The sequence below is a fragment of the Bradyrhizobium sp. USDA 336 genome (assembly GCF_044908355.1).
Taxonomy (GTDB): Bacteria; Pseudomonadota; Alphaproteobacteria; order Rhizobiales; family Xanthobacteraceae; genus Bradyrhizobium; species Bradyrhizobium yuanmingense.
In genome coordinates this window covers 2,275,455-2,296,840 of sequence record NZ_JBIYDC010000002.1, presented here as the reverse complement: position 1 = coordinate 2,296,840, position 21,386 = coordinate 2,275,455, and the positions used below count along the sequence as shown (strand labels likewise).

Sequence of the window (21,386 nt, the reverse complement as noted above, 5' to 3'; positions counted from 1 at the left end):
GAAGCGCCGGGTGAGGGCTTTCTCCTCTGGGGGAATCCCACCGCGGAGGCACCCTCTCCCCAACCCTCTCCCGCAAGCGGGAGAGGGGGCGCACTTCTCGCGAGGCAACGATCACGCCTAACAACACCTCACTCTATTCCTCGAACCCGTTCGGCATGCCGGCTTTCGCTAGCGCCGCGGCACGCGCCTTCGTCCAGCCGTCGAGGAACGCCTTGTCGTCCGACGGCGGATTGGACTTGCCGTAATCGGCCCAGGCGGCCGCCAGCACCTCCTGCCGCTTGATCAGCTGGTTGTTGTGTGCCTCCTGAGCGTCGCTCCATTGGCCGGCCTCTTTCAACGCCTTCACCGCGCCGGGATGCACCGGCACCACCCAGTTCTTGGTCTGGCGGTTGGCCGCGAGTCCGCCGGCGCCAGGCGCGGAGTCCTTATAAGCGTCGTAGTTGACGATCATCGCCTTGGTGATCGCATAGACCTGGTCGGCCGGTTGCGAGGCGTAGGCGACGAAGATTGGGTAGGGATAATTGCCGAGCTCGATCGGCTTCTCCGGCGAGATGCCGGCACCGCAAGTCGCAAGCTGCGGGAAGAAGAACGAGCCGACCTTCTGCATCCGCGCCCAACCCTCCTTGTCCTTGGCGGGCAGCGGCGGCCAGATCAACCCGCGCGGCGAAGCCTCGGCCTCCTTGGCGGGACCGGTGATGGTGGTGCCGAAGGCGGCATCGACGTCGTTGTTGATCAGCCCTTTCCACATCGCGCCGTAGCTGGCGAACTCGACGGCCTTGACTTCCTTTTGCGTCAGCCCGGCGAAGGCGAGCACCGCGAGCGAGTTCTGGTTTAGCGCGGGCGAGCCGACCACGAAGCCGACGCGCTTGCCCTTGAGGTCCTTCAGCTCCTTCACGCCGGTGTCGGCGGCCACCGCAAGCGAGGCGCAATTGCAGTCGACGGTCGAGAGTAGGGTCTGCAGCGGCTGCGGCCCCCATTCCTTCGAGCCGAACTCGAACACGCCTTCCTGCGCGAAGTAGGTGCCCGATCCCATCGCCGCGGACACCGCGCGCTTGGCGCGCAGCGGCGCGAGGCGCGCGACGTCGTTGCCTGCGGGGAGCACGCGCACGTCGGTGCCGTACTTGTCCTTCATCATCTTGCCGACGCCGACGGCGATGTTGAAGCCGGCGGTGCCGGTGTCATAGGCGGTGAAGGTCAATGTCGCCGGCAGCTTGATGTCTTCGGCGAACGAATAGCGTGTAGACGCAAAAGAAACGCCCGCCACCAGAGCAGGCGCGAGCACGAGCAGCCCACGAAGCATGTTTCCCTCCAATGATCCTCGCTTTGCCGCGAAGATTTTCATTCTTTGTTTGAAACAACGTTTTGTTTGAAACCGATCATGTCACCGCCATCAAGCGATGGCAACGTCGTACAGCGCGCGCGGGAATGCGACTGACACATTGTCGCGGAAAAGACCGGATAAGACGCTCAACTCGCGACGATCGCGATCGCCTGTCCCTCCGCAACGACGTCATCGACCTTTACCAGAAGCGATGTGATGGTGCCGTTTGCGGGCGAGGGCACTGGGATCTCCATCTTCATCGCTTCGACCACCACAACGTCATCGCCATCCGCGACGGTTCCTCCAACTTGCACGAGAGTCGCGCAGATGCGTCCCGCGACCTCCGTGACGATCTTAATTTCTGGCATGCCATCGCCTTTTTGTTGTCGTCGCAAAATGCCTGAGGTAGCGTCGTCTGCAAGTGGAATTTAATTCCGCACAGCGGAACACAACGGTAGGGATCATGGGACGACGTTCGGAGCGGTTGAGTAGGCAAGGTGCGCTCGCTGGCGAAGCCGGTGAGGGTGATGTGATCCAGGTGGTGTCGCGCGCGTTCGACGTATTGCGATGCTTCGAGGGCCACGAGGCGCGACTCGGCAATCTCGAGATTTCAAATCGCTGCGGTCTGCCGCGTTCGACGGTGTCGCGGCTCACGCATACGCTGACCCGCATGGGCCAGCTCGTGTATCTCCCACGCGACCAGAAGTATCGCATCGGCCCCAGCGCGGTGGCGATGAGTGCTTCGATGATGAAGGGCGCGCAGCTGCGCAGCATGATTCGCCAGCGGCTGCAGGAAGTCGCCGAGCAGCTGCCGGGCACGGTCGGGTTCGTCGTCCCCGACCGCTTCCATCTCGTCTATCTCCAGTTCGCGCGCTCGCCGAATGCGCTCGGTTTGCACGAGGGCACCGGCAGCCGCATCTCGATGGCCTCGACCGCCGCAGGCGCAGCCTATACCGCGGCCTTGGCGCCGGAAGTTGGAGATGCCTTCGTCGCAGACATGGAGCGCGAAGCCCCCGAAGCTGCGAAGATTCTCAAGCCCCGCATCGAGGCCAACCGGCAGATGCTGCGCGAGCGCGGCTATGTTGTCGCCTGCGGCCTCTGGAGTCCGCACATCAACGGCCTCGCGGTGCCGATCTGGTCGCCGCAGTACCAGACCTTCGTGGTCATCACGATCGGTCTTCTGTCGGCGATGTATGACGAGCAGCGTCTGCACGACGAAGTCGCACCGCTGATGCTCCAGCTTGGCCGCTCGCTCGGCAGCCTGATGGAAGGCGCGGAAGGCGACGCCTTCAACAACCGTATCTCGCGTAAGCCGGTCGCCATGGCCGTGCACAATAATAACAAGCCGATCCATTCGGAGGGAGTGAATGAACTGGAAGCCGGAACTCGACGAGCTCGCCCGGCGCGAAGCCTTCGCGCGGGAGATGGGCGGCGTTGACAAGGTCAAGCGACAGCATGACCAGGGCCGGCTGACTGTTCGGGAGCGTATCGACAAGCTGATCGACAAAGGCAGCTTTCACGAGATCGGTGCCGTCTCCGGCATCGGTGAGTACGATTCCAGCGGCGATCTGAAGAAGCTCACGCCGGCCAATTGCGTGTTCGGCCGCGCGCGCGTCGACGGCCGCACCGTTGTCGTGGTCGGTGATGATTTCACCGTGCGCGGCGGCTCGGCGGATGCGTCGATCTCGGCCAAGCCGCTGATGGCGGAAGAGATGGCGCACGATTTCCGCCTGCCCATCGTCCGCATCATCGAAGGCTCCGGCGGCGGCGGCTCGGTCAAGACCATCGAGACCAAGGGCGCGGCCAATCTGCCCGGCGGCATCGGTGGCACGCGCTGGTATCGCTTCACGACGGAGAATCTGTCGCGCGTGCCGGTGGTCGCACTCGGCCTCGGCTCGGTGGCGGGCCTGGGCGCCGCGCGTCTTGCCGCCAGCCACTATTCCATCATGACACGGAAGTCCGCGATGTTCGTCGCGGGTCCGCCGGTGGTGAAGGCGCTGGGGCAGGATCTTACCAAGGAGGAGCTCGGCGGCGCCGACATCCAGACCCGCGCCGGCGCGGTCGATCACGCCGTCGACACTGAGGAGGAGGCGTTCGCCTGCGCGCGGCGCTTCCTCTCCTACCTGCCGTCATCGGTCTACGAGCTGCCGCCGACCTTGCCCTGCACCGACAGCCCCGAGCGCAGCGACGAAGCGCTGATGAACGCAGTGCCGCGCAACCGCAAGCAGGTCTACAAGATGCGGCCGATCATCGAGTCCGTCGTCGACAAGGGCTCGTTCTTCGAGGTCGCCAAGAATTTCGGCAAGCCGATCATTGTCGGTCTCGCGCGGCTCGAGGGCAGGGCGGTGCTGCTGCTCGCCAGCGATAGCTTCCACTATGGCGGATCCTGGACCGCGGATGCTTGCCAGAAAGTGGTGCGCTGGGTCGACTTCGCCGAGACCTTCCACCTGCCGGTCGTCTATCTCATGGATTGCCCCGGCTTCATGATCGGCCTCGATGCGGAGAAGGCGGCCACCATCCGCCACGGCGTGCGTGCCATGGCGGCGGTGAACCAGACCACCGTGCCCTGGTGCACCGTGATCCTGCGCAACGCGTTCGGCGTCGCCGGTGTCGTGCACCAGCCGGCCGACCGCTTCTCGATCCGCTATGCCTGGCCCTCGGCCTATTGGGGCTCGCTGCCGCTCGAAGGCGGCATCGAAGCCGCCTACCGCGCCGACATCGACGCGGCGGAAGACAAGGCGGCGAAGCTGAAGGAGATCGAGGAGCGGCTCAACAAGCTCCGCTCGCCGTTCCGCTCGGCCGAAAAATTCTGGGTCGAGGAGATCATCGATCCCAGGAAGACGCGATCGCTCCTGTGCGAGTTCGCGAGGCTGGCGGAGCCGCTGCGAAAGCCAGGGCCGCCGGAGAACTTTTCGATCAGGCCGTAGCATTGTGCCAAGCCACGACGCTCGTGCCCCGGACGCAGCGCAGCGCTGCCGGCGATGCGAAGCATCGTCCGGCGGTGGTGCGCTGCAGAGCCGGGGCCCATGCAACAGCATGCTCGCGGCCTCCTGGGTCCCGGCTCAGCGCAGCAACGCCACGGCGTTGCTAGGCGTCCGGGACACGAGCGAGGGTGGCGCCCTCCATCCAAAGCCCTTCCAGTAGAAAACAATAACGAGCTAAGCTCCGCCAACAAGAACAAGAGGAAGCGCCAATCGTGTACGACTTCATCATCGTGGGCGGCGGCTCGGCGGGGTCCGTGCTGGCCCACCGGCTCTCCGCCAGGAGCGCCAACCGGGTTCTGCTCTGCGAAGCCGGTCAGGACACGCCACCCGGCAACGAGCCGGCCGAGATCAGGGACAGCTATCCCGGCACCGCCTATTTCGATCCGCGCTTTCACTGGACCGAGCTCAAGGTCACGACGCAAGTCGTCAGCCACAACAATCCCGAGGAGTCGCGGCCTCCCTTGCGCAAATACGAGCAGGCGCGCGTGCTGGGCGGGGGCTCGTCGATCAACGGGCAGATGGCCAACCGCGGCGCGCCGACCGACTACGATGAATGGGAGGCGCGCGGCGCCGAGGGCTGGTCGTGGGCCGACGTGCTGCCGTTCTTCAAGAAGGTGGAGCGCGACCTCGATTTCGACGGACCGTATCACGGCAAGGACGGCAGGATCCCGGTCCGCCGCATCCCGCGCGAGCGCTGGACGCGGCATTCGGAGGCGTTCGCGCAAGCCTTCCAGCAGGCCGGCCATCAATTCGTGGCCGACCAGAACGGCGAATTCGTCGACGGCTTCTTCCCGGTGACGCATTCCAACCAAGCCGAGCAGCGCGTCTCGGCCGCGATGGGGTATCTCGATCGCGACACCCGCGCGCGTGCGAACCTTGCGATCTCCACCAACACGCAGGTGCGAGAGCTGCTGTTCGAAGGCACGCGCTGTGTCGGCGTGAAGGCGATGGTCGACGGCCGCGAGCAGGAATTCCGCGGACGCGAGATCATCCTCTCCAGCGGCGCCATTCATTCGCCGGCGCATCTGCTCCGCGCCGGCATCGGCCCCGTCGGTCACCTCAAGGACCTCGGCATTCCCGTGCTGGCGGCCTTGCCGGGCGTCGGCCAACGCCTGATGGATCATCCCTCGATCTCGCTGTCGTCCTTTGTCCGCCGCGGCGCGCGCATGAACGAGCACACCAGGCGTCACATGCAGCTCGGCCTGCGCTACTCCTCCGGGCTGCCTGATGTGCCCAAGGGCGACATGTTCGTCGTCGTCATCAGCAAATCGGCCTGGCACGCCGTCGGCGCGCAGATCGGCTCGCTCCTGACCTTCGTCAACAAGACCTATTCCGAGACCGGACAGGTCAAGCTCGCCTCGCGCGATCCCTCCGCAGAGCCGATCGTCGAGTTCAACCTGCTGTCCGACCGCCGCGATCTCGATCGCCTGATGAGCGGTTTCCGCAAGCTGGCGGCAATCCAGATGAGCGAGGTGGTCAGGAAGGTGACGGACAAGCCGTTTCCGGCCGCCTATACCGATCGCGTCCGCAAGATCGGCGTGGTCAACACCAGGAACAAGATTCTCACCACGATCGCCGCGGCCCTGATGGACGGGCCGGCGGCGCTGCGTCACTACATGATCGACAATTTCGTCGTCGAAGGCTTCACCTTCGATCAGGTGATGAACGATGACGAGGCCCTGGAAGCCTTCGTGCGCAAGGCGACGATCGGCGTCTGGCACGCCTCGTGCTCGTGCCGCATGGGCCGCACTGAGGATCCAATGGCGGTGGTCGACAATCAGGGCCGCGTCAAGGGCGTGCAGGGCCTGCGCGTCGTTGATGCCTCGATATTCCCGGTGGTGCCGTGCGCCAACACCAACTTTCCGGTGTTGATGTCGGCGGAGAAGATCGCGGCCGCAATGATGCAATGAGCGGCAGCGAGTTCTGGCGATCCGGGCAGTGCAGGGAGGAGGAGCGCTGATGGATACTTGCCTTGCGCGGACCGACTTGGTTGCATGCCGCGAGCTTGACGCGCTGATCGAGCATTCGAGCGCTGCGAGTTAATCATCTCAGGCGCTACGTGTAGGCTATGAGATCGTGCAGTCGTGGCGCACGATCGCAGCCATTTTCAGCCGCGCTTTAGGCCCATTTCAGCCAAACTGTTATTGGTTTCTCGTTGCCCGGGGCAGGGTCTCTCATTGGAGTCCTGCAATGTTCAAGCGAGTATTTTCTGCGTGCGTCCTCGTTATCCTGGGTTCTATCGCTTCGGAAGCGCGCCCTTATCGCATTCATCAAGCTCCTGAATGCAACGTCACCATGCCCTGCGACTTCTCCTATTCGCAGGCGCGACGCGAGCGGGCTTCCAGGCCCTCACTGGCTTCCAGATCTTCGCTGATTTCCAGGCCCACACTGCAAGCGTACCGCTCGACACAACTGACGGTGACTGATGCTGGGAGCACGACCACGCCGGCGACTGTCCACGGCGCTCGCGTCGTCGGTGGCCGTCCGGCCGGTTGTCCCTCCTCGTTCTGCGGCTGCGGCGCGGCTCTGCGCGTGTTCGGCCGTATCGTGCCGGAACTAAATCTTGCGTCCAATTGGCTCCGCTTTCCGCGGACATCACCCGCACCGGGAATGGTTGCTGCGCGACGAGGACACGTGTTCGTCCTTGAGCAGCACCTCGGAGGCGACGTCTGGATGGCCTATGACGCCAACTCGGGTGGGCGCGCGACGCGAATCCACGCGCGCTCGCTGCGAGGGTATACGGTTGTCAACCCGCGCGGCGGCTCGGTGGCTTGAGGACAGAGGATAGCACTCCAAAAACGGCGGACGGGTCGCAACAACTTTGCGACCCGCCAACGCCGGGCGCCGAGCCGATCACAGCCGGAGCACCTTGCCGGGATTCATGATGTTGTGCGGATCGAGCGCGCGTTTGATGGTGCGCATGATGTCGAGCTCGGTCTTCGAGCGGTAGTGGCTGAGCTCGTCGAGCTTGTCGATGCCGATGCCGTGCTCCGCCGAGATCGAGCCGCCCAGGGAAGTGACGAGATCGTTCACGGCGCGCGTGATGGCAGCCGTGTATTGGTTCAGCGTCTGCTGGTCCATGCCCTTCGGACCCATGAACGAAAAGTGCAGATTGCCGTCGCCGATATGCCCGAGCGGATAGGGCCGAATGGTCGGGAGAATGTCGAGCACGGCCTTGAGGCCCTTGTCGATGAACTCCGGGATTCTGGAGATCGCCACCGACACGTCGAAACTGATCCCCGGTCCCTCGGCGCGGGAGGCCTCCGCCATGGCTTCGCGGATGCGCCACATGTTGCGCGATTGACCGAATGTGTGCGCGATCGTCGCATCCAGCACGCGGCCGGCTTCGAGCTGATCGGCGAGAAACTGCTCCATCTTGCCGGACATGCCCTCGGTTCCGTCCTGCCGCGGGCGCGCCGACGACCATTCCAGCAGCAGGTACCAGGGCGTGTCCGCCTTCAGCGGATCCTGCGTGCCGGGAATGTGGCGCAGGGAAAGGTCAATGGCCGCCCGGCTGAGCAGCTCGCAGGAGCCGACATTGTCCTCGGATGCCGCGTGCGCCTCCGACAGGATTTCCAGCGCCGCGCGGGGATCGCGGACCGCCAGCCACGCCGTGCAGACGTCCTTCGGCGCCGGCCACAGCTTGAGCACGGCCTTGGTGATGACGCCCAGCGTCCCCTCGGCGCCCATGAACAGGTGCTTGAGGTCGTAGCCGGTGTTGTCCTTCTTGAGCGCGCGCAATCCGTCCCAGATCTCGCCGTTCGGCAAGACGACCTCGAGCCCCAGCACGAGATTGCGGGCATTGCCGTAGCGCAGCACCTGCACGCCGCCGGCGTTGGTGGAGAGATTGCCGCCGATCATGCAGGAGCCCTGGGCACCGAGACTGAGCGGCAGGAAGCGGTCGTGCTCGCTTGCTGTCTCCTGAAGCGTCTGCAACACGCAGCCGGCCTCGACCGTCATCGAATAGCCGACGGGATCGACATCCAGCACGCGGTTCATGCGGCCGAGCGACAGCACGATGCCGGTGTGCACAGGCCAGGGCGTCGCCCCACCCATCAGGCCGGTGTTGCCGCCCTGCGGCACGATCGCGACGCCATGCGCATGGCAGAGCCGGACCACTTTCGAGACCTCCTCGGTGCTGCCAGGGCGAACAACGGCCCCGGCGCCGCCAACCAGCAATCCCCGCCAATCCGTCACAAACGGCTGCTTGCCATGCTCGTCCTCGATCAGGCCTTTCTCGCCGACGATCGCGCGCAACGCATCGCGCATCTCGGCGGTCAAGGGGGCGGTTGGGATGACGGGTGGGGACGATGGGAAGGCAGCCGGCATTGTTTCCTCTGGCGCATCTTGGTGTGCACTGCGCACGGTGACGTGCGAAGGGCATTGTCCACGTTTGGCGCGAGGAGTCTAATGGGAATGTGGCCGAGCGCGTCTTGTGGATGGTGACGCCGCCGGGTCAGGCGTCACCATCACGATCGGGTCGTAGGCCGGCTTCAGGCCGTCGCGGGTTGCAGTTTCGGCTGCCGCGACAGCGCCAGCACGATCAGGGCCGCGAACACGCAGAGCGCGCCGGCGATGAAGAAGGCGGGCAGATAGCTCTGATAGACGGTCCGCGAGAAGCCTGCGCCAAACGCCGCGGCACCGGCGCCGAGCTGATGGCCGGCGAAGATCCAGCCGAATACCAGATTGGCGCGCTCGGGCCCGAACTTCTGCGCGGTGAGCCGCACCGTCGGCGGTACCGTCGCGATCCAGTCGAGACCATAGAACATCGCGAACACCGAGAGGCCGTAGAAGGAGAAGTCGCTGAAGGGGAGGAAGATCAGCGAGAGCCCGCGCAAACCGTAGTACCAGAACAGGAGCCAGCGGTTGTCGTAACGGTCGGACAGCCAGCCCGACATGATCGTGCCGAAGAAGTCGAAGATGCCCATTGCCGCCAGCAGGCTCGCTGCCTGCACCTGCGGGATGCCGAAATCGAGGCACATCGGGATCAGGTGCACCTGCACGAGGCCGTTGGTGGAGGCGCCGCAGACGAAGAAGGTCGCGAACAGAATCCAGAACGCCATCGATGTCGAGGCGTCGCGCAGCGTGCCGAGCGCAACGCCCGTGATCGAGCCGTGGCTGACCGGCGGCGCCGGCAAAGGTTCGGTGCCTTCGTCGCCGAACGGCCGCAGGCCGACGTCGCTCGGCCGGTCACGCATCGCGAGCAGCACCGCCAGCGACGAAATAACGAGCATGATGCAGACGAGGCCGAGCGCGAGACGCCAGCCATAGCGTTCGGTGAGGCTCGCCAGCAGCGGCAGGAACACGAGCTGCCCGGTGGCGACGCTTGCGGTCATGATGCCGATGACGAGGCCGCGTCTTGCCGCGAACCAGCGCGTGGCGATGGTCGCGCCGAGCACCAAGGCAGTCATGCCGGTTCCGATCCCGATCACCACGCCCCAGAGGGCGATGAGCTGCCAGACCTCCGTCATGCCGAGCGAGAGCACGAGCGCCGAGACCACGATCAGCTGTGCGGCCAGCGTGACGTTGCGCAGGCCATAGCGGTTGAGCAGGGCGGCCGCGAACGGCGCCATCAGCCCGAACAGGATGAAGCGGATCGACAGCGCGGACGAGATCTCCGCCGTGCTCCAGCCGAACTCCTTCTGCAGGGGAACGATGAACACGCCGGGCGCGCCGACCGTGCCGGCGCTGATCAGCGCGGTGAGGAAGGTCACGCCGACCATCACCCAGCCGTAGTGGACGTTGCGGCGGGACAGTGCTGCCGCGAGCCAGTTCGAGATCATCGGGCCTCAACGTGGATGGGCAGGCCGCAACAGACCTGCGTCAGTGTAGAGAATGACACGGGATGTGTCTGTCGCAAATGACAGAGTTCCCTCGTTTTCGGACGTCTGCGTCAGCGGGCGCGGCGCTCCACCGCAATCGCAGTGGCTTCGCCGCCGCCGATGCAGAGTGCGGCGATGCCGCGCTTGAGGTTATTGGCCTCCAGCGCATGCAGCAGCGTCACGATCAGCCGCGCGCCGGTGGCGCCGATCGGGTGGCCCAGCGCGCAGGCACCGCCGTTGATATTGAGCTTCTCGCGGGGAATGCCGAGGTCGCGCTGTGCCGCCATTGCCACCACGGCAAAGGCCTCGTTGATCTCGAACAGGTCGACGTCGCCCGCACTCCAGCCGACCTTGTCCAGCAGCTTGCGGATCGCCGGGATCGGCGCCGTGGTGAACCATTGCGGCTCCTGGCTGTGGGTGGCGTGGCCCTTGATCTCGGCGAGAACAGGCAGGCCGCCCCGGTCGGCAAGCGCGCGCTTCGTCAGCACCAGCGCGGCGGCGCCGTCGGCATTGGCGGAGGAGGCGGCCGGCGTGATGGTGCCGTTGGCGCGGAATGCCGGCTTCAATCCGGGGATCTTGGCGGGGTCGACCTTGAGCGGATGCTCGTCATTGGCGATCACGCGCGGGCCGGCCTTTTCGGTCAGCGTGATCGGCGCGATCTCGGCCTTGAACACGCCGCCCTCGACGGCCTTGCGGGCGCGGCTCAGCGTCTCCATCGCATAAGCGTCCTGGTCCTTGCGAGTGAATTGATAGGCTTCTGCCGTGGCCTCGCCGAAATCACCCATCGAACGGCCGGTCTCGTAGGCATCCTCCAGGCCGTCCATCATCATGTGGTCGATGATGCGGTCATGGCCGACGCGATAGCCGCCGCGCGCCTTGGCGAGCAGGTAGGGCGCGTTGCTCATGCTCTCCATGCCGCCGGAGACGACGATGTCGGCCGAGCCGGCGCGGATGATGTCGTGCGCCAGCATGGTCGCTTTCATGCCGGAACCGCAGACCTTGTTGACCGTGGTCGCGCCAGTGGCGTCGGGCAGACCGGCGCTTCGCGCCGCCTGCCGCGCCGGCGCCTGGCCTTGGCCTGCCGGCAGCACGCAGCCCATGAAGACCTCGTCGACCTTCTCCGGAGCGAGCTTGGCACGCTCCAGCGCCGCCCCGATCACGTGTGATCCGAGCTTGTGCGCGGGGAGCGGCGACAATTCGCCCATGAAGCGGCCGAGCGGGGTGCGTGCAGCAGAGACGATGACGACGGGTTCGGCCATGACGAGACTCCCTGGCGATGACGTGTAAGATTATGATCATCATATGATGCGACGCAAAAAATGCAACCGCGGCAGGGATGAGAAAATGTCGTGGGCCGGATGAGATTTGGTCGTGCGATTGGGGGGAGGTTGTGCGGGATGGGGATCAAGCGCTGGGCGTTCCACACACACCGTTGTCATCGCCCGGCTTGACCGGGCGATCCAGTATTCCAGAGGCGGCTATGATTGAGCCGAGAGGCTGCGGCGTACTGGATGCCCCGGTCAAGCCGGGGCATGACACCTTTGAAATGGAAAGAGTCTAACCCATCACAGCGCGCCTATCGCTTCCGGTTCACAAACGCGCCCATCAGCCGCGTCGGCTCGTCCGTCAGGAACGACTCGCCGAACACTTTCACGCTGAGGTTCACCGACTCCGTCAGCGGAAGTTCCTCCCATTGCCGCAGCAGTGCCTTCTGCGATCGCAGCGCCTCAGGGCCGCAATCGAGCAGCGCCTTCACTAGATGCTCGACCTCGGCATCCAGTTCGCCGGGCGCGGCGATCTTGTCGACCAGGCCCCATGCCAGCGCCGTCGGCGCATCGATATTCTCCGCCGTCATCACCAGCCAGCGCGCGCGGGCCCAACCGATCAGGCGCGGCAACAGCGCGGCATGGATCACCGAGGGGATGCCGACACGCACCTCCGGCATGCCGAAATGAGCGTCGTGCGCGGCGATGCGGAAGTCGCAGGCCGCGGCCACTTCGAGCCCGCCGCCGAGGCACCAGCCGGGCATGCGTGCGATCACCGGAGCAGGAAACTGGCGAACTGCCTCGCAAAGATCGCGCAGGCGGCTGATGAAGGCCTCGGCGGATGTCTGGTCGAGCCCGGCCATCTCCTTGATGTCGGCTCCGCCGATCAGGCTCTTCTCGCTCTGTCCGCGCAGCACCACGACGCGGATGCTGTGGTCGGATGCGAGCTGCTGCAGGCCTTCGCGCACGGCGTCGGTGACCGGCGAGCCGAGAATGTTGAGCGGGCCGGCGTTGCAGATCGCGACATGAACGACGCCGCGCGCATCGCGCGTCACGCCGCAATGATTGTTGAGCATTTCCATCGTCAAGTCTCGAAGCTTTCGTGGACATGCGCGGGGCGCGCCGGTCGGGATCACTTCCGGGCCGAAACACGCTTCTTGTCAAGCGGCAGGGAAGGCGGGTTGCCAGCGTGAAGTCCGTGGCATAGTATGATATCTATCATGTAAAGAGGCTGCCATGACCGGTGACGATCAACCCGACCTGTTTTCGCCTGCGCAGCGGCGCGAGCGCGTGGTGGACTGGCAGGTGCCTGCGCCGGTTGCGCGGGCGGCCATGGGCCTGTCGGGCATGGACACCATGCTGGGCATCCGCGACGGCCGGCTGCCGCCGCCGCCCTTTGCCAAGCTGATCGGGTTCACCATGGCCGTGGTCGAGCCGGGCCGGATTGTCATGGAACTGGAGCCGCGCGAGGATCTCGAAAATACCATCGGTCTGCTCCACGGAGCGACCGCGGCCGCGTTGCTCGATACCGCCATGGGCTGTGCCATTTCGACCCGGCTCGAAGCCGGCCTGGGCTCGGTGACCCTCGAGCTGAAGCTGGCGTTCCTGCGTCCGCTCTCAGTGCGTTCCGGGCTGATCTCGGCCGAAGGCAAGGTGATCAAGCTTGGACGCCAGACCAGCTATACCGAGGGCTTCGTCCGTGACGGCAAGGGCGCACTTGCGGTGCACGCAACCGCGACGTTTTCCATGATCGGCGGCAACTTGACATGAATTAATGCACCCATTTCGTCATTTGCGTGTTATGAGATGATCTCCGACATCCAATGAGCTCCGCATGCGCTATTCCCGGGAACACAAGCAGGAAACCCACGACCGCATCGTGAAGAAGGCCTCGGTGCGGCTGCGGGAGAAGGGTGCCCACGGTATCGGCGTCGCCGACCTCATGAAGGAGGCGGGCCTGACCCACGGCGGCTTTTACGCGCATTTCGATTCCCGCGAGGCGCTGGTGATCGAGGCTTTTGCCTACGCGATGGACCGTTCGATGGAACACTGGCGCAAGCTCACCGGCGAGGTCGCTCCGGAAAAGCGGCTGGCGCTGATCGCGGAAAGCTATTTGTCCACGCTGCATCGCGACAATCCCGGTCACGGCTGCTCGATTCCCGCGCTGGGAGCCGAGATCGCCCGCGAGAGCCCGAAGACACGCAAGGCCTTTGCCGGCAAGCTGGACGAGATGATCGAGGCCCTGACCGACACCATCCCGAACATGCCGCGCAAGGCGGCACGCAAGCAGGCGATCGCGACGCTGGCGACGATGGCGGGCACCATGCTGCTCGCGCGCATCGCCGGCTCGAGCGAATTGTCCGACGAGATGCTGAAGGCGGGCCGAGACCACGCGCTCGAGGGAGCGAAGCGTGAGCCTGCGAAAGCGACGATGCTGAAGAAGACGAAGAACTAGGCGAGGTGCCGTAGGGTGGGCAAAGGCGCGTTAGCGCCGTGCCCACGATCTTCCCTCCACGATTGAACCAGTTGTGGTGGGCACGCTACGAGCCGCGCATCCGCGCGTCTCACTGCTTTGCCCACCCTACGGGAGTGGCAGTCTACCGCCCCGCAAACAACGCCCGCTCGCGCTCCACGATCTCGCTGATGTAATCCGCCACGGCCCTGATCCGCGCCAGGTCCTTGCTATCGGCGTGCATCAACATCCAGAACGTCCGCGTGATCGAGATCTCGTCGGGCAGCACGGCGACGAGCTGCGGATAGTCGCTCGCCGTGAAGTGCGGCAGCACGGCGATGCCGAAGCCTGAAAGCGTGGCGTTGAGCTGCGCGATCAGGTTGGCGCTGCGGAAGCGCGCCGAGATTCGCGGCGACACCTGCGGCAGATAGTCGAGCTCCGGCGTGAACAAGAGTTCCTCGATGTAGCCGACGAAGCGGTGCTGCGTCAGATCCTGCCGCGAGTCGATTTTGGGGAAGCGGTCGAGATACGTGGGGGCCGCGTAGAGCCCGAGGCGGTAGTCGAGCAGCTTGCGGCCGACGATGCGGCCTTCCTTGGGCATGGTCAGGCTGATGGCGATATCGGCCTCGCGCTTGGAGAGGCTGAACAGCCGCGCGGTTGCCACAAGTTGCAAATCGAGATCGGGATAGCGGTCCGCGAACGGCGTCAGCCGCGGCGCCAGGAAGGCGGTGCCGAACCCATCAGGCGCGCCGATCCGCACCGTCCCGGTCAGCCGCGCCACGGAGCCGCCGACCTGCTCCTGGTTGGCGACGATGGTCGATTCCATGGCTTCGGCGCTGTCGGCGACGCGCTGGCCGGCCTCGGTGAGGAGGTAGCCGGTCTTGCGCCGGTCGAACAGCTTGGCCGAGAGGTGCTTCTCCAGCCGGTCGACGCGGCGGATCACGGTGGCATGGTCGACCCCCAGCTGTTTTGCCGCAGCCGACACCGAGCCGCCCCGCACGATGGCCAGCACGAAGCGAAAGTCGTCCCAATCGATAGCGCCTTGATCCAGCATTTTCGCACATCTATGGTGCATTATCTCAGACTTGAATCCTATAAAATGCAGGTCAATAGGATTTGTCAAAGCGACCACGCTGGGCCTGAAGGAGACCATTCCATGCGTTCAATCGGACATTTCATCGGTGGCAAGGAGGTCAAGGGCACCTCTGGCCGCACCGCCGACGTTTTCGAGCCGATGACCGGTGACGTTCAGGCCAAGGTGGCGCTGGCGTCCAAGGCCGAAGTCCGCGCCGCCGTCGAGAACGCGCGTGCCGCGCAGCCCGAATGGGCCGCGACCAATCCGCAGCGCCGCGCCCGCGTCATGATGAAATTTGTTGAGCTGGTACAGCGCGATTACGACAAGCTCGCCGAGCTGCTCGCGCGCGAGCACGGCAAGACCGTCCCCGACGCCAAGGGCGACATACAGCGCGGCCTAGAAGTCGCGGAATTCGCTTGCGGCATTCCGCATCTGATGAAGGGCGAGTACACCGAAGGCGCCGGCCCCGGCATCGACATCTATTCGATGCGCCAGCCGCTCGGCGTCGTCGCAGGCATCACGCCGTTCAATTTCCCGGCGATGATCCCGATGTGGAAGTTTGCGCCGGCGATCGCCTGCGGCAACGCCTTCATCCTCAAGCCCTCGGAGCGCGACCCCGGCGTGCCGATGCTGCTCGCTGAACTCATGATGGAAGCGGGCCTGCCGGCCGGCATCCTCAACGTCGTCAACGGCGACAAGGAGGCGGTCGACGCCATCCTCGACGATCCCGACATCAAGGCCATCGGCTTCGTCGGCTCGACGCCGATCGCGCAGTACATCTACGAGCGCGCCGCGCAGACCGGCAAGCGCTGCCAGTGCTTCGGCGGCGCCAAGAACCACGCCATCGTCATGCCCGACGCCGACATGGACCAGGCCGTGGACGCGCTGATCGGCGCCGGCTACGGCTCGGCCGGCGAGCGCTGCATGGCCGTTTCCGTCGCGGTCCCCGTCGGCAAGTCCACCGCCGACCGCCTGATGGAAAAGCTGATCCCGCGCGTCGAGTCGCTCAAGATCGGCACCTCGATCGATCCGTCGGCCGACTACGGTCCGCTCGTGACCCGCGAGGCGGTCGAGAAGGTCAAGAGCTACATCGACATCGGCGTCAAGGAAGGCGCGACGCTCGCCGTCGACGGGCGCGGCTTCAAGATGCAGGGCTACGAGAACGGCTTCTATCTCGGCGGCTCGCTGTTCGACAACGTCACCAAGGACATGCGGATCTACAAGGAAGAGATCTTTGGCCCGGTGCTCTCGGTGGTGCGCGCGCACGACTATAAGGAAGCGCTGGCGCTGCCGTCGGACCACGACTACGGCAATGGCGTTGCCATCTTCACCCGCGACGGCGACGCCGCGCGCGACTTCGCGGCCAGGGTCAACGTCGGCATGGTCGGCATCAACGTGCCGATCCCGGTGCCGATCGCCTATTACACTTTCGGCGGCTGGAAGAAGTCCGGCTTCGGCGATCTCAACCAGCACGGCCCGGACTCGATCCGCTTCTACACCAAGACCAAGACGGTGACCTCGCGCTGGCCGTCGGGCGTCAAGGAAGGCGCGGAGTTCTCGATTCCGCTGATGAAGTAATCCTCTTAAGGAGCGAGGCCGGATGCAGTTCGCTCTGAATGAGGATCAGATCGCGGTTCGCGACATGGCATTGGCGTTTGCGGCCGAGAAGATCGCGCCGCACGCGCTGCGCTGGGACGAGGAGAAGCATTTCCCCGTCGAGGTCATGCGCGAGGCTGCCACGCTCGGCATGGGCGGCATCTACATCCGCGACGATGTCGGCGGCTCCGCCATGGCGCGGTTCGACGCGGCGCTGATCTTCGAGGCGCTGGCGACGGGTTGCCCGACCACCTCGGCCTTCATCTCCATCCACAATATGGCGAGCTGGATGATCGATGCCTTCGGCAGCGATACCCAGCGCCACCAATGGCTGCCGAAGCTCTGTACCATGGAGCTGATCGCCAGCTACTGCCTGACCGAGCCGGGTGCCGGCTCCGATGCGGCAGCGCTCCGCACCCGCGCGGTGCGCGACGGCGACCATTATGTGCTCAACGGCCAGAAGCAGTTCATCTCTGGCGCCGGCGGCACCGACCTGCTGGTCGCGATGGTCAGGACCGGCGGTGATGGCCCCGGCGGCATCTCGACCGTTGTCATCGACGGCAAGACACCCGGCGTCTCCTTTGGCGCCAACGAGCGCAAGATGGGCTGGAACGCGCAGCCGACCCGCGCGGTGATATTCGAGAACGCCCGCGTGCCTGTGGCCAATCGCCTGAGCGAGGAGGGCACAGGCTTCAAGATCGCGATGGCCGGCCTCGACGGCGGCCGTCTCAACATTACGGCGTGCTCGCTCGGCGGCGCGCAAGCAGCACTCGACAAGGCGCGCGCCTACATGAAGGAGCGCAAGGCGTTCGGCAAACGGCTCGACGAATTCCAGGCGCTGCAATTCCGTCTCGCCGACATGGCGATCGAGTTGGAGGCCGCGCGCACCTTCCTGTGGCGCGCCGCCGCGGCGCTCGATCGCAAAGACCCCGACGCCACCATGCTCTGCGCCATGGCGAAACGCTTCGGCACCGATGTCGGGTTCGAGGTCGCCAACCATGCGCTGCAACTCCACGGCGGCTACGGCTACCTCAGCGAATACGGCATCGAGAAGATCGTGCGCGACTTACGCGTGCACCAGATCCTCGAAGGCACCAATGAAATCATGCGGCTCATCGTGGCGCGCAAACTGATCGAGGGCGCGCGATGAGCGGGGTGGAAGAGGGCGATCTGGTCGCGCGCGTCGAAGGCGCAGCCGGCATCATTAGGCTCAATCGTCCCAAGGCGATCAATGCGGTGACGCTCGAGATGTTTCGCGACATCGAGAAGGCGCTCGATCGGTTCGAAGCTGATCCTGCAATTGCCGTGATCCTGCTGGAAGGCGCCGGCGAGCGCGGCCTCTGCGCCGGCGGCGACATCCGCGCGCTCTGGGAAAGCTCGAAGGCTGGTGGCGACCTCGGCAAGATCCTGTGGCGCGAAGAGTACATCCTCAATGCCCGGATCAAGAAATTTCCAAAACCCTATGTGGCCTTCATGGACGGCATCGTGATGGGCGGCGGTGTCGGCCTGTCCGCCCATGCCAGCCACCGTATCGTCACCGATCGGACGAAGCTCGCGATGCCCGAAGTCGGCCTCGGCTTTTTCCCCGATGTCGGCGGTACCTATCTGCTGTCGCATTCGCCGGGCGAGATCGGCACCTATTTCGGGCTGACCGGCCAGACCATGAACGGGCCTGACGCGATCCACGCGAAGTTTGCCGATTGGGTGGTGCCGGCCGTGAGATTGCCGGAGCTGCGCGAGGCGCTGACCAAGCTGCGGTCCGGTGCGACCGCAGGCGATGTCAGCAAGCTCATCGACGGCTTCGCCACCGGCGAGACTGCGGGGCCGGTCGCCGCCAGGGAGCCGGTCATCGATGCGTTGTTCGGCTTCGATCGCATGGAGGACATTTTCGCTGCGTTGACGCGCGATGGCTCCGAGTTCGCGCTGGCCACGCTGAAGACGCTGAACGAAAAATCGCCGCGCGGCATGGTGGTGACGCTGAAACTGCTACGGCTCGCGCGCCAATCATCGAGCCTGGAAGAGTGCCTGGTGCGCGAATACCGCGCCGCTTTGGAAGTGTTTCGGAGCGATGATTTTCGCGAGGGCGTGCGCGCCGCCGTGATCGACAAGGACCGCAACCCGACCTGGTCGCCACCGCGGATCGAGGATGTGACGCCGGAGATGCTTGCGCCCTATCTCGCCGAGATCGGCGCGGACGAGCTGAAGTTCAATTAACAACGCGACAGCGGAGGAAACGACAATGGCCACGATCGCATTCATCGGTCTCGGCAACATGGGCGGCCCGATGGCGGCCAACCTCGTCAAGGCCAGCCACAAAGTGGTGGCGTTCGATCTCGTCGAGGCCTCGCGCAATCAGGCCAAGGCCGATGGCGCCAGCATCGCCGACAGCGCCCCCGCCGCGGTGAAGGGCGCCGATGTCGTCGTCACCATGCTGCCCGCAGGCAAGCACGTGCTCGGCGTCTGGAACGACGTCGTGCCCGCCATGACCAAGGGTGCGCTGATCATCGACAGCTCCACCATCGACGTTGAAAGCGCGCGGTCCGCGCATGCGCTCGCCGCCAAGCACGGCGTGCTCTCGGTCGATGCGCCCGTGTCCGGCGGCACCGGCGGTGCCAAGGGAGCAACGCTTACCTTCATGTGCGGCGGTGAGGACAAGGCATTTGCCGCGGCAAAGCCCGTGCTCGAGAACATGGGCAAGAAGATCGTGCATTGCGGCGGCGCCGGAGCGGGCCAGGCCGCAAAGATCTGCAACAACATGATCCTCGGCATTTCCATGATCGCGGTGAGCGAAGCCTTTGCGCTCGGTGAGAAGCTTGGGCTCTCGCATCAAGCGCTGTTCGACGTCGCTTCGACCTCGTCCGGCCAATGCTGGTCGCTGACCACCTATTGCCCGGTACCGGGCCCGGTGCCGACCTCGCCGGCCAACAACGATTACAAGCCGGGCTTTGCCTCGACTCTGATGGTGAAAGACCTCACCCTGGCGCAGGAGGCGGCCAAGGCTGCGGGCGCAGCGACGCCGCTCGGCAAGCATGCCCAGGAGATCTATCAGTCTTTCGACGCAGCCGGCCAGGGCGGGGTGGATTTTTCCGGAATTATCAAGCACGTTAGGAGTTTAGCCGGGAAAGCTTGATGACCACATTCCAGGAAGCACGCGCGTTCCTTCTGCAACACCGCACGGATTACGAGGCAGCGGTCAAAGGCTTCCGCTGGCCCGATCCGGTTCCTTTCAACTGGGCGCTCGACTGGTTCGACGTCGAGCTCGCGGCCAATGAGGACAGCAAGGATCGGCCCGCGCTCTGGATCGTCGATGCCGCTCAGGACAAGCAGACGAAGCTGTCCTTTGCGGCGCTTTCGAAGCGCTCGAACCAAGTCGCGAATTTCCTCCGCGCACAGGGGTTGAAGCGCGGCGATCATCTGCTGCTCCTGCTCGGCAATGTGGTTCCGCTGTGGGAGACCATGCTGGCGGCGATGAAGCTTGGCGTCGTCGTCATTCCGGCGACCACGCTGCTGACTGCCGACGAGCTGCGCGACCGGCTTGATCGCGGCAAGGCCAGGGCGGTGGTCGCCGCGCAGGATCAGGTGACGAAATTCGCCAGCTTGGGCGCCGAGAACGTCGTGCGCATCGTCGTCGGCGCGGCCTCCGACGGCTGGATTGCATATGACGAGGCGACAAAGGCCTCCGAGAGTTTTGCGCCTGATGGTCCGACCAACGCCGACGATCCGATGCTGCTGTATTTCACCTCGGGCACGACGGCGAAACCGAAACTAGTGCGCCACAGCCAGCGCAGCTATCCCGTCGGCCATCTCTCCACGATGTACTGGATCGGCCTGAAGCCCGGTGACGTCCATCTCAACATATCTTCGCCCGGCTGGGCCAAGCACGCCTGGAGCTGCTTCTTCGCGCCGTGGAATGCGGGCGCGACCGTGTTCGTGGTCAACCAGCCACGCTTCGACGCGAAGGCGCTGCTTGCCACCATCGGCCGCTGCGGCGTCACCACGCTGTGCGCGCCGCCGACGGTGTGGCGGCTGTTCATCCAGGAGAACCTTGCCTCGTTCAAGGTGGCGCTTCGCGAGGTCTGCGGCGCCGGCGAGCCGCTCAATCCCGAAGTGATCGACCAGGTGCAGGCCGCCTGGGGCCTCACCATCCGCGACGGCTACGGCCAGACCGAGACCACGGCGCTCGCCGGCAATTCGCCGGGCCAGCCGATCAAGATCGGCTCGATGGGCCGGCCGCTGCCGGGCTATCGCGTGCAGATCAGTGATGCCGACGGCAATCCAGCGAAAGAAGGCGAGGTGACGCTGGTGCTGGGCGATGACCGTCCCGCCGGCCTGATGCAGGGCTACCAGGGCGACGACGGCAAATTGTCCGGCGCCGAAGGCGCGCTCTATCGCAGTGGCGACGTCGTGTTCGCAGATGAGGACGGCTACTTGACCTTCGTCGGCCGCTCCGACGACGTGTTCAAGTCGTCCGACTATCGCATCAGCCCGTTTGAGCTGGAGAGCGTGCTGCTCGAGCACGAGCTCGTCGCCGAAGCTGCGGTGGTGCCGAGCCCGGATCCGATCCGGCTTGCGATTCCCAAGGCCTTCGTGCTGCTGACTGCGGGCGCAGAACGCTCGCCGGAAACCGCGCTATCGATCTTCAGGCACCTGCACGCGCGTCTGGCGCCGTTCAAGCGCATCCGCCGCCTCGAAATCGTCACCGAGCTGCCGAAGACCATCTCTGGAAAGATCCGCCGCGTCCAGCTACGACGGCTCGAACGCGACGACGATCGGGGCGATCCCTTGCGCGGCCGGGAATTCCGCGAGGAGGATTTTCCGGAGCTGGCGAAGACACGGGGCGAAACGTAGTGGAGCTTGTCATTCCGGGGCGA

17 protein-coding genes are annotated in these 21,386 nt (G+C 65.1%); 10 read left to right on the top strand and 7 right to left on the bottom strand.

Annotated features, from left to right (window positions below; genetic code table 11):
• Positions 1-133 precede the first annotated feature (133 nt).
• Complete coding sequence (locus ABIA45_RS11830; protein WP_404652111.1) at positions 134-1,300, bottom strand: TAXI family TRAP transporter solute-binding subunit; 1,167 nt, start codon at positions 1,298-1,300, stop codon at positions 134-136.
• A 167-nt stretch (positions 1,301-1,467) separates the two neighbouring features.
• Positions 1,468-1,689 carry an acetyl-CoA carboxylase biotin carboxyl carrier protein subunit gene (locus ABIA45_RS11825; protein ID WP_225155874.1) on the bottom strand — a complete coding sequence of 74 codons (222 nt, stop codon included), beginning with the start codon at positions 1,687-1,689 and terminating at the stop codon, positions 1,468-1,470.
• Between the two features lie 95 nt (positions 1,690-1,784).
• Here ABIA45_RS11825 and ABIA45_RS11820 point away from each other — a divergent pair, with 95 nt between their 5' ends.
• The 3 genes from ABIA45_RS11820 (at position 1,785) to ABIA45_RS11810 (ending at position 6,215) form a co-directional block, all read left to right on the top strand.
• Complete coding sequence (locus tag ABIA45_RS11820; RefSeq protein ID WP_157282238.1) at positions 1,785-2,759, top strand: IclR family transcriptional regulator; 975 nt, start codon at positions 1,785-1,787, stop codon at positions 2,757-2,759.
• Positions 2,689-4,248, top strand: a complete 1,560-nt coding sequence (locus tag ABIA45_RS11815) for an acyl-CoA carboxylase subunit beta (RefSeq protein WP_404652109.1) — start codon at positions 2,689-2,691, stop codon at positions 4,246-4,248. The genes ABIA45_RS11820 and ABIA45_RS11815 overlap by 71 nt, the downstream gene beginning before the upstream one ends.
• 269 nt (positions 4,249-4,517) lie before the next feature.
• Positions 4,518-6,215 (top strand): GMC family oxidoreductase, encoded by a 1,698-nt coding sequence (locus ABIA45_RS11810; protein ID WP_404652107.1) that lies wholly within the window; start codon positions 4,518-4,520, stop codon positions 6,213-6,215.
• 943 nt (positions 6,216-7,158) lie between these two features.
• Here ABIA45_RS11810 and ABIA45_RS11805 read toward each other — a convergent pair.
• The 4 genes from ABIA45_RS11805 to ABIA45_RS11790 form a co-directional block, all read right to left on the bottom strand.
• Positions 7,159-8,634, bottom strand: a complete 1,476-nt coding sequence (locus ABIA45_RS11805; RefSeq protein ID WP_271547146.1) for an FAD-binding oxidoreductase — start codon at positions 8,632-8,634, stop codon at positions 7,159-7,161.
• A 164-nt stretch (positions 8,635-8,798) separates the two neighbouring features.
• Positions 8,799-10,088 (bottom strand): MFS transporter, encoded by a 1,290-nt coding sequence (locus ABIA45_RS11800; RefSeq protein ID WP_271547145.1) that lies wholly within the window; start codon positions 10,086-10,088, stop codon positions 8,799-8,801.
• A gap of 110 nt (positions 10,089-10,198) precedes the next feature.
• Positions 10,199-11,386: an acetyl-CoA C-acyltransferase gene (locus tag ABIA45_RS11795; protein ID WP_271547144.1), complete on the bottom strand. Its 1,188-nt coding sequence runs from the start codon at positions 11,384-11,386 to the stop codon at positions 10,199-10,201.
• Between the two features lie 317 nt (positions 11,387-11,703).
• The gene (locus ABIA45_RS11790) at positions 11,704-12,474 is read right to left on the bottom strand and encodes an enoyl-CoA hydratase (protein WP_271547143.1); all 771 of its coding nucleotides are present in this window, start codon (positions 12,472-12,474) and stop codon (positions 11,704-11,706) included.
• A 154-nt stretch (positions 12,475-12,628) separates the two neighbouring features.
• Here ABIA45_RS11790 and ABIA45_RS11785 point away from each other — a divergent pair, with 154 nt between their 5' ends.
• Positions 12,629-13,162 (top strand): PaaI family thioesterase, encoded by a 534-nt coding sequence (locus ABIA45_RS11785; RefSeq protein ID WP_157282220.1) that lies wholly within the window; start codon positions 12,629-12,631, stop codon positions 13,160-13,162.
• A 64-nt stretch (positions 13,163-13,226) separates the two neighbouring features.
• Positions 13,227-13,847, top strand: coding sequence for a TetR/AcrR family transcriptional regulator (locus ABIA45_RS11780; RefSeq protein ID WP_157282218.1), 621 nt, complete (start codon positions 13,227-13,229; stop codon positions 13,845-13,847).
• A gap of 142 nt (positions 13,848-13,989) precedes the next feature.
• Here the strand turns inward: ABIA45_RS11780 and ABIA45_RS11775 are convergent, their stop codons facing one another.
• On the bottom strand, positions 13,990-14,898 hold the full coding sequence (locus ABIA45_RS11775) for a LysR family transcriptional regulator (RefSeq protein WP_404652105.1): 909 nt from the start codon (positions 14,896-14,898) through the stop codon (positions 13,990-13,992).
• A 102-nt stretch (positions 14,899-15,000) separates the two neighbouring features.
• Here ABIA45_RS11775 and ABIA45_RS11770 point away from each other — a divergent pair, with 102 nt between their 5' ends.
• Genes ABIA45_RS11770 through ABIA45_RS11750 form a run of 5 tightly spaced genes read left to right on the top strand, consistent with a single transcriptional unit; the run spans position 15,001 to position 21,363 of the window.
• Complete coding sequence (locus ABIA45_RS11770) at positions 15,001-16,497, top strand: CoA-acylating methylmalonate-semialdehyde dehydrogenase (RefSeq protein WP_036001072.1); 1,497 nt, start codon at positions 15,001-15,003, stop codon at positions 16,495-16,497.
• Positions 16,498-16,519: 22 nt separating this feature from the next.
• Entirely contained in the window at positions 16,520-17,665 is a 1,146-nt protein-coding gene (locus ABIA45_RS11765; protein WP_404541702.1) for an isobutyryl-CoA dehydrogenase, read from the top strand.
• Complete coding sequence (locus ABIA45_RS11760) at positions 17,662-18,729, top strand: enoyl-CoA hydratase/isomerase family protein (protein ID WP_404652104.1); 1,068 nt, start codon at positions 17,662-17,664, stop codon at positions 18,727-18,729. The genes ABIA45_RS11765 and ABIA45_RS11760 overlap by 4 nt, the downstream gene beginning before the upstream one ends.
• Entirely contained in the window at positions 18,725-19,645 is a 921-nt protein-coding gene (gene mmsB, locus ABIA45_RS11755) for a 3-hydroxyisobutyrate dehydrogenase (RefSeq protein WP_271547276.1), read from the top strand. Before ABIA45_RS11760 ends, mmsB begins: the two co-directional genes overlap by 5 nt.
• The gene (locus ABIA45_RS11750; RefSeq protein ID WP_404652103.1) at positions 19,645-21,363 is read left to right on the top strand and encodes an AMP-binding protein; all 1,719 of its coding nucleotides are present in this window, start codon (positions 19,645-19,647) and stop codon (positions 21,361-21,363) included. Before mmsB ends, ABIA45_RS11750 begins: the two co-directional genes overlap by 1 nt.
• Positions 21,364-21,386 lie beyond the last annotated feature (23 nt).

What these genes read in the sequence shown, in the direction of transcription:
- ABIA45_RS11830 (WP_404652111.1), bottom strand. Translation starts at nt 1,300, where the DNA reads ATGCTTCGTGGGCTGCTCGTGCTCGCGCCTGCTCTGGTGGCGGGCGTT.
- ABIA45_RS11825 (WP_225155874.1), bottom strand. Translation starts at nt 1,689, where the DNA reads ATGCCAGAAATTAAGATCGTCACGGAGGTCGCGGGACGCATCTGCGCG.
- ABIA45_RS11820 (WP_157282238.1), top strand. Translation starts at nt 1,785, where the DNA reads ATGGGACGACGTTCGGAGCGGTTGAGTAGGCAAGGTGCGCTCGCTGGC.
- ABIA45_RS11815 (WP_404652109.1), top strand. Translation starts at nt 2,689, where the DNA reads ATGAACTGGAAGCCGGAACTCGACGAGCTCGCCCGGCGCGAAGCCTTC.
- ABIA45_RS11805 (WP_271547146.1), bottom strand. Translation starts at nt 8,634, where the DNA reads ATGCCGGCTGCCTTCCCATCGTCCCCACCCGTCATCCCAACCGCCCCC.
- ABIA45_RS11800 (WP_271547145.1), bottom strand. Translation starts at nt 10,088, where the DNA reads ATGATCTCGAACTGGCTCGCGGCAGCACTGTCCCGCCGCAACGTCCAC.
- ABIA45_RS11795 (WP_271547144.1), bottom strand. Translation starts at nt 11,386, where the DNA reads ATGGCCGAACCCGTCGTCATCGTCTCTGCTGCACGCACCCCGCTCGGC.
- ABIA45_RS11790 (WP_271547143.1), bottom strand. Translation starts at nt 12,474, where the DNA reads ATGGAAATGCTCAACAATCATTGCGGCGTGACGCGCGATGCGCGCGGC.
- ABIA45_RS11785 (WP_157282220.1), top strand. Translation starts at nt 12,629, where the DNA reads ATGACCGGTGACGATCAACCCGACCTGTTTTCGCCTGCGCAGCGGCGC.
- ABIA45_RS11780 (WP_157282218.1), top strand. Translation starts at nt 13,227, where the DNA reads ATGCGCTATTCCCGGGAACACAAGCAGGAAACCCACGACCGCATCGTG.
- ABIA45_RS11775 (WP_404652105.1), bottom strand. Translation starts at nt 14,898, where the DNA reads ATGCTGGATCAAGGCGCTATCGATTGGGACGACTTTCGCTTCGTGCTG.
- ABIA45_RS11770 (WP_036001072.1), top strand. Translation starts at nt 15,001, where the DNA reads ATGCGTTCAATCGGACATTTCATCGGTGGCAAGGAGGTCAAGGGCACC.
- ABIA45_RS11765 (WP_404541702.1), top strand. Translation starts at nt 16,520, where the DNA reads ATGCAGTTCGCTCTGAATGAGGATCAGATCGCGGTTCGCGACATGGCA.
- ABIA45_RS11760 (WP_404652104.1), top strand. Translation starts at nt 17,662, where the DNA reads ATGAGCGGGGTGGAAGAGGGCGATCTGGTCGCGCGCGTCGAAGGCGCA.
- ABIA45_RS11750 (WP_404652103.1), top strand. Translation starts at nt 19,645, where the DNA reads ATGACCACATTCCAGGAAGCACGCGCGTTCCTTCTGCAACACCGCACG.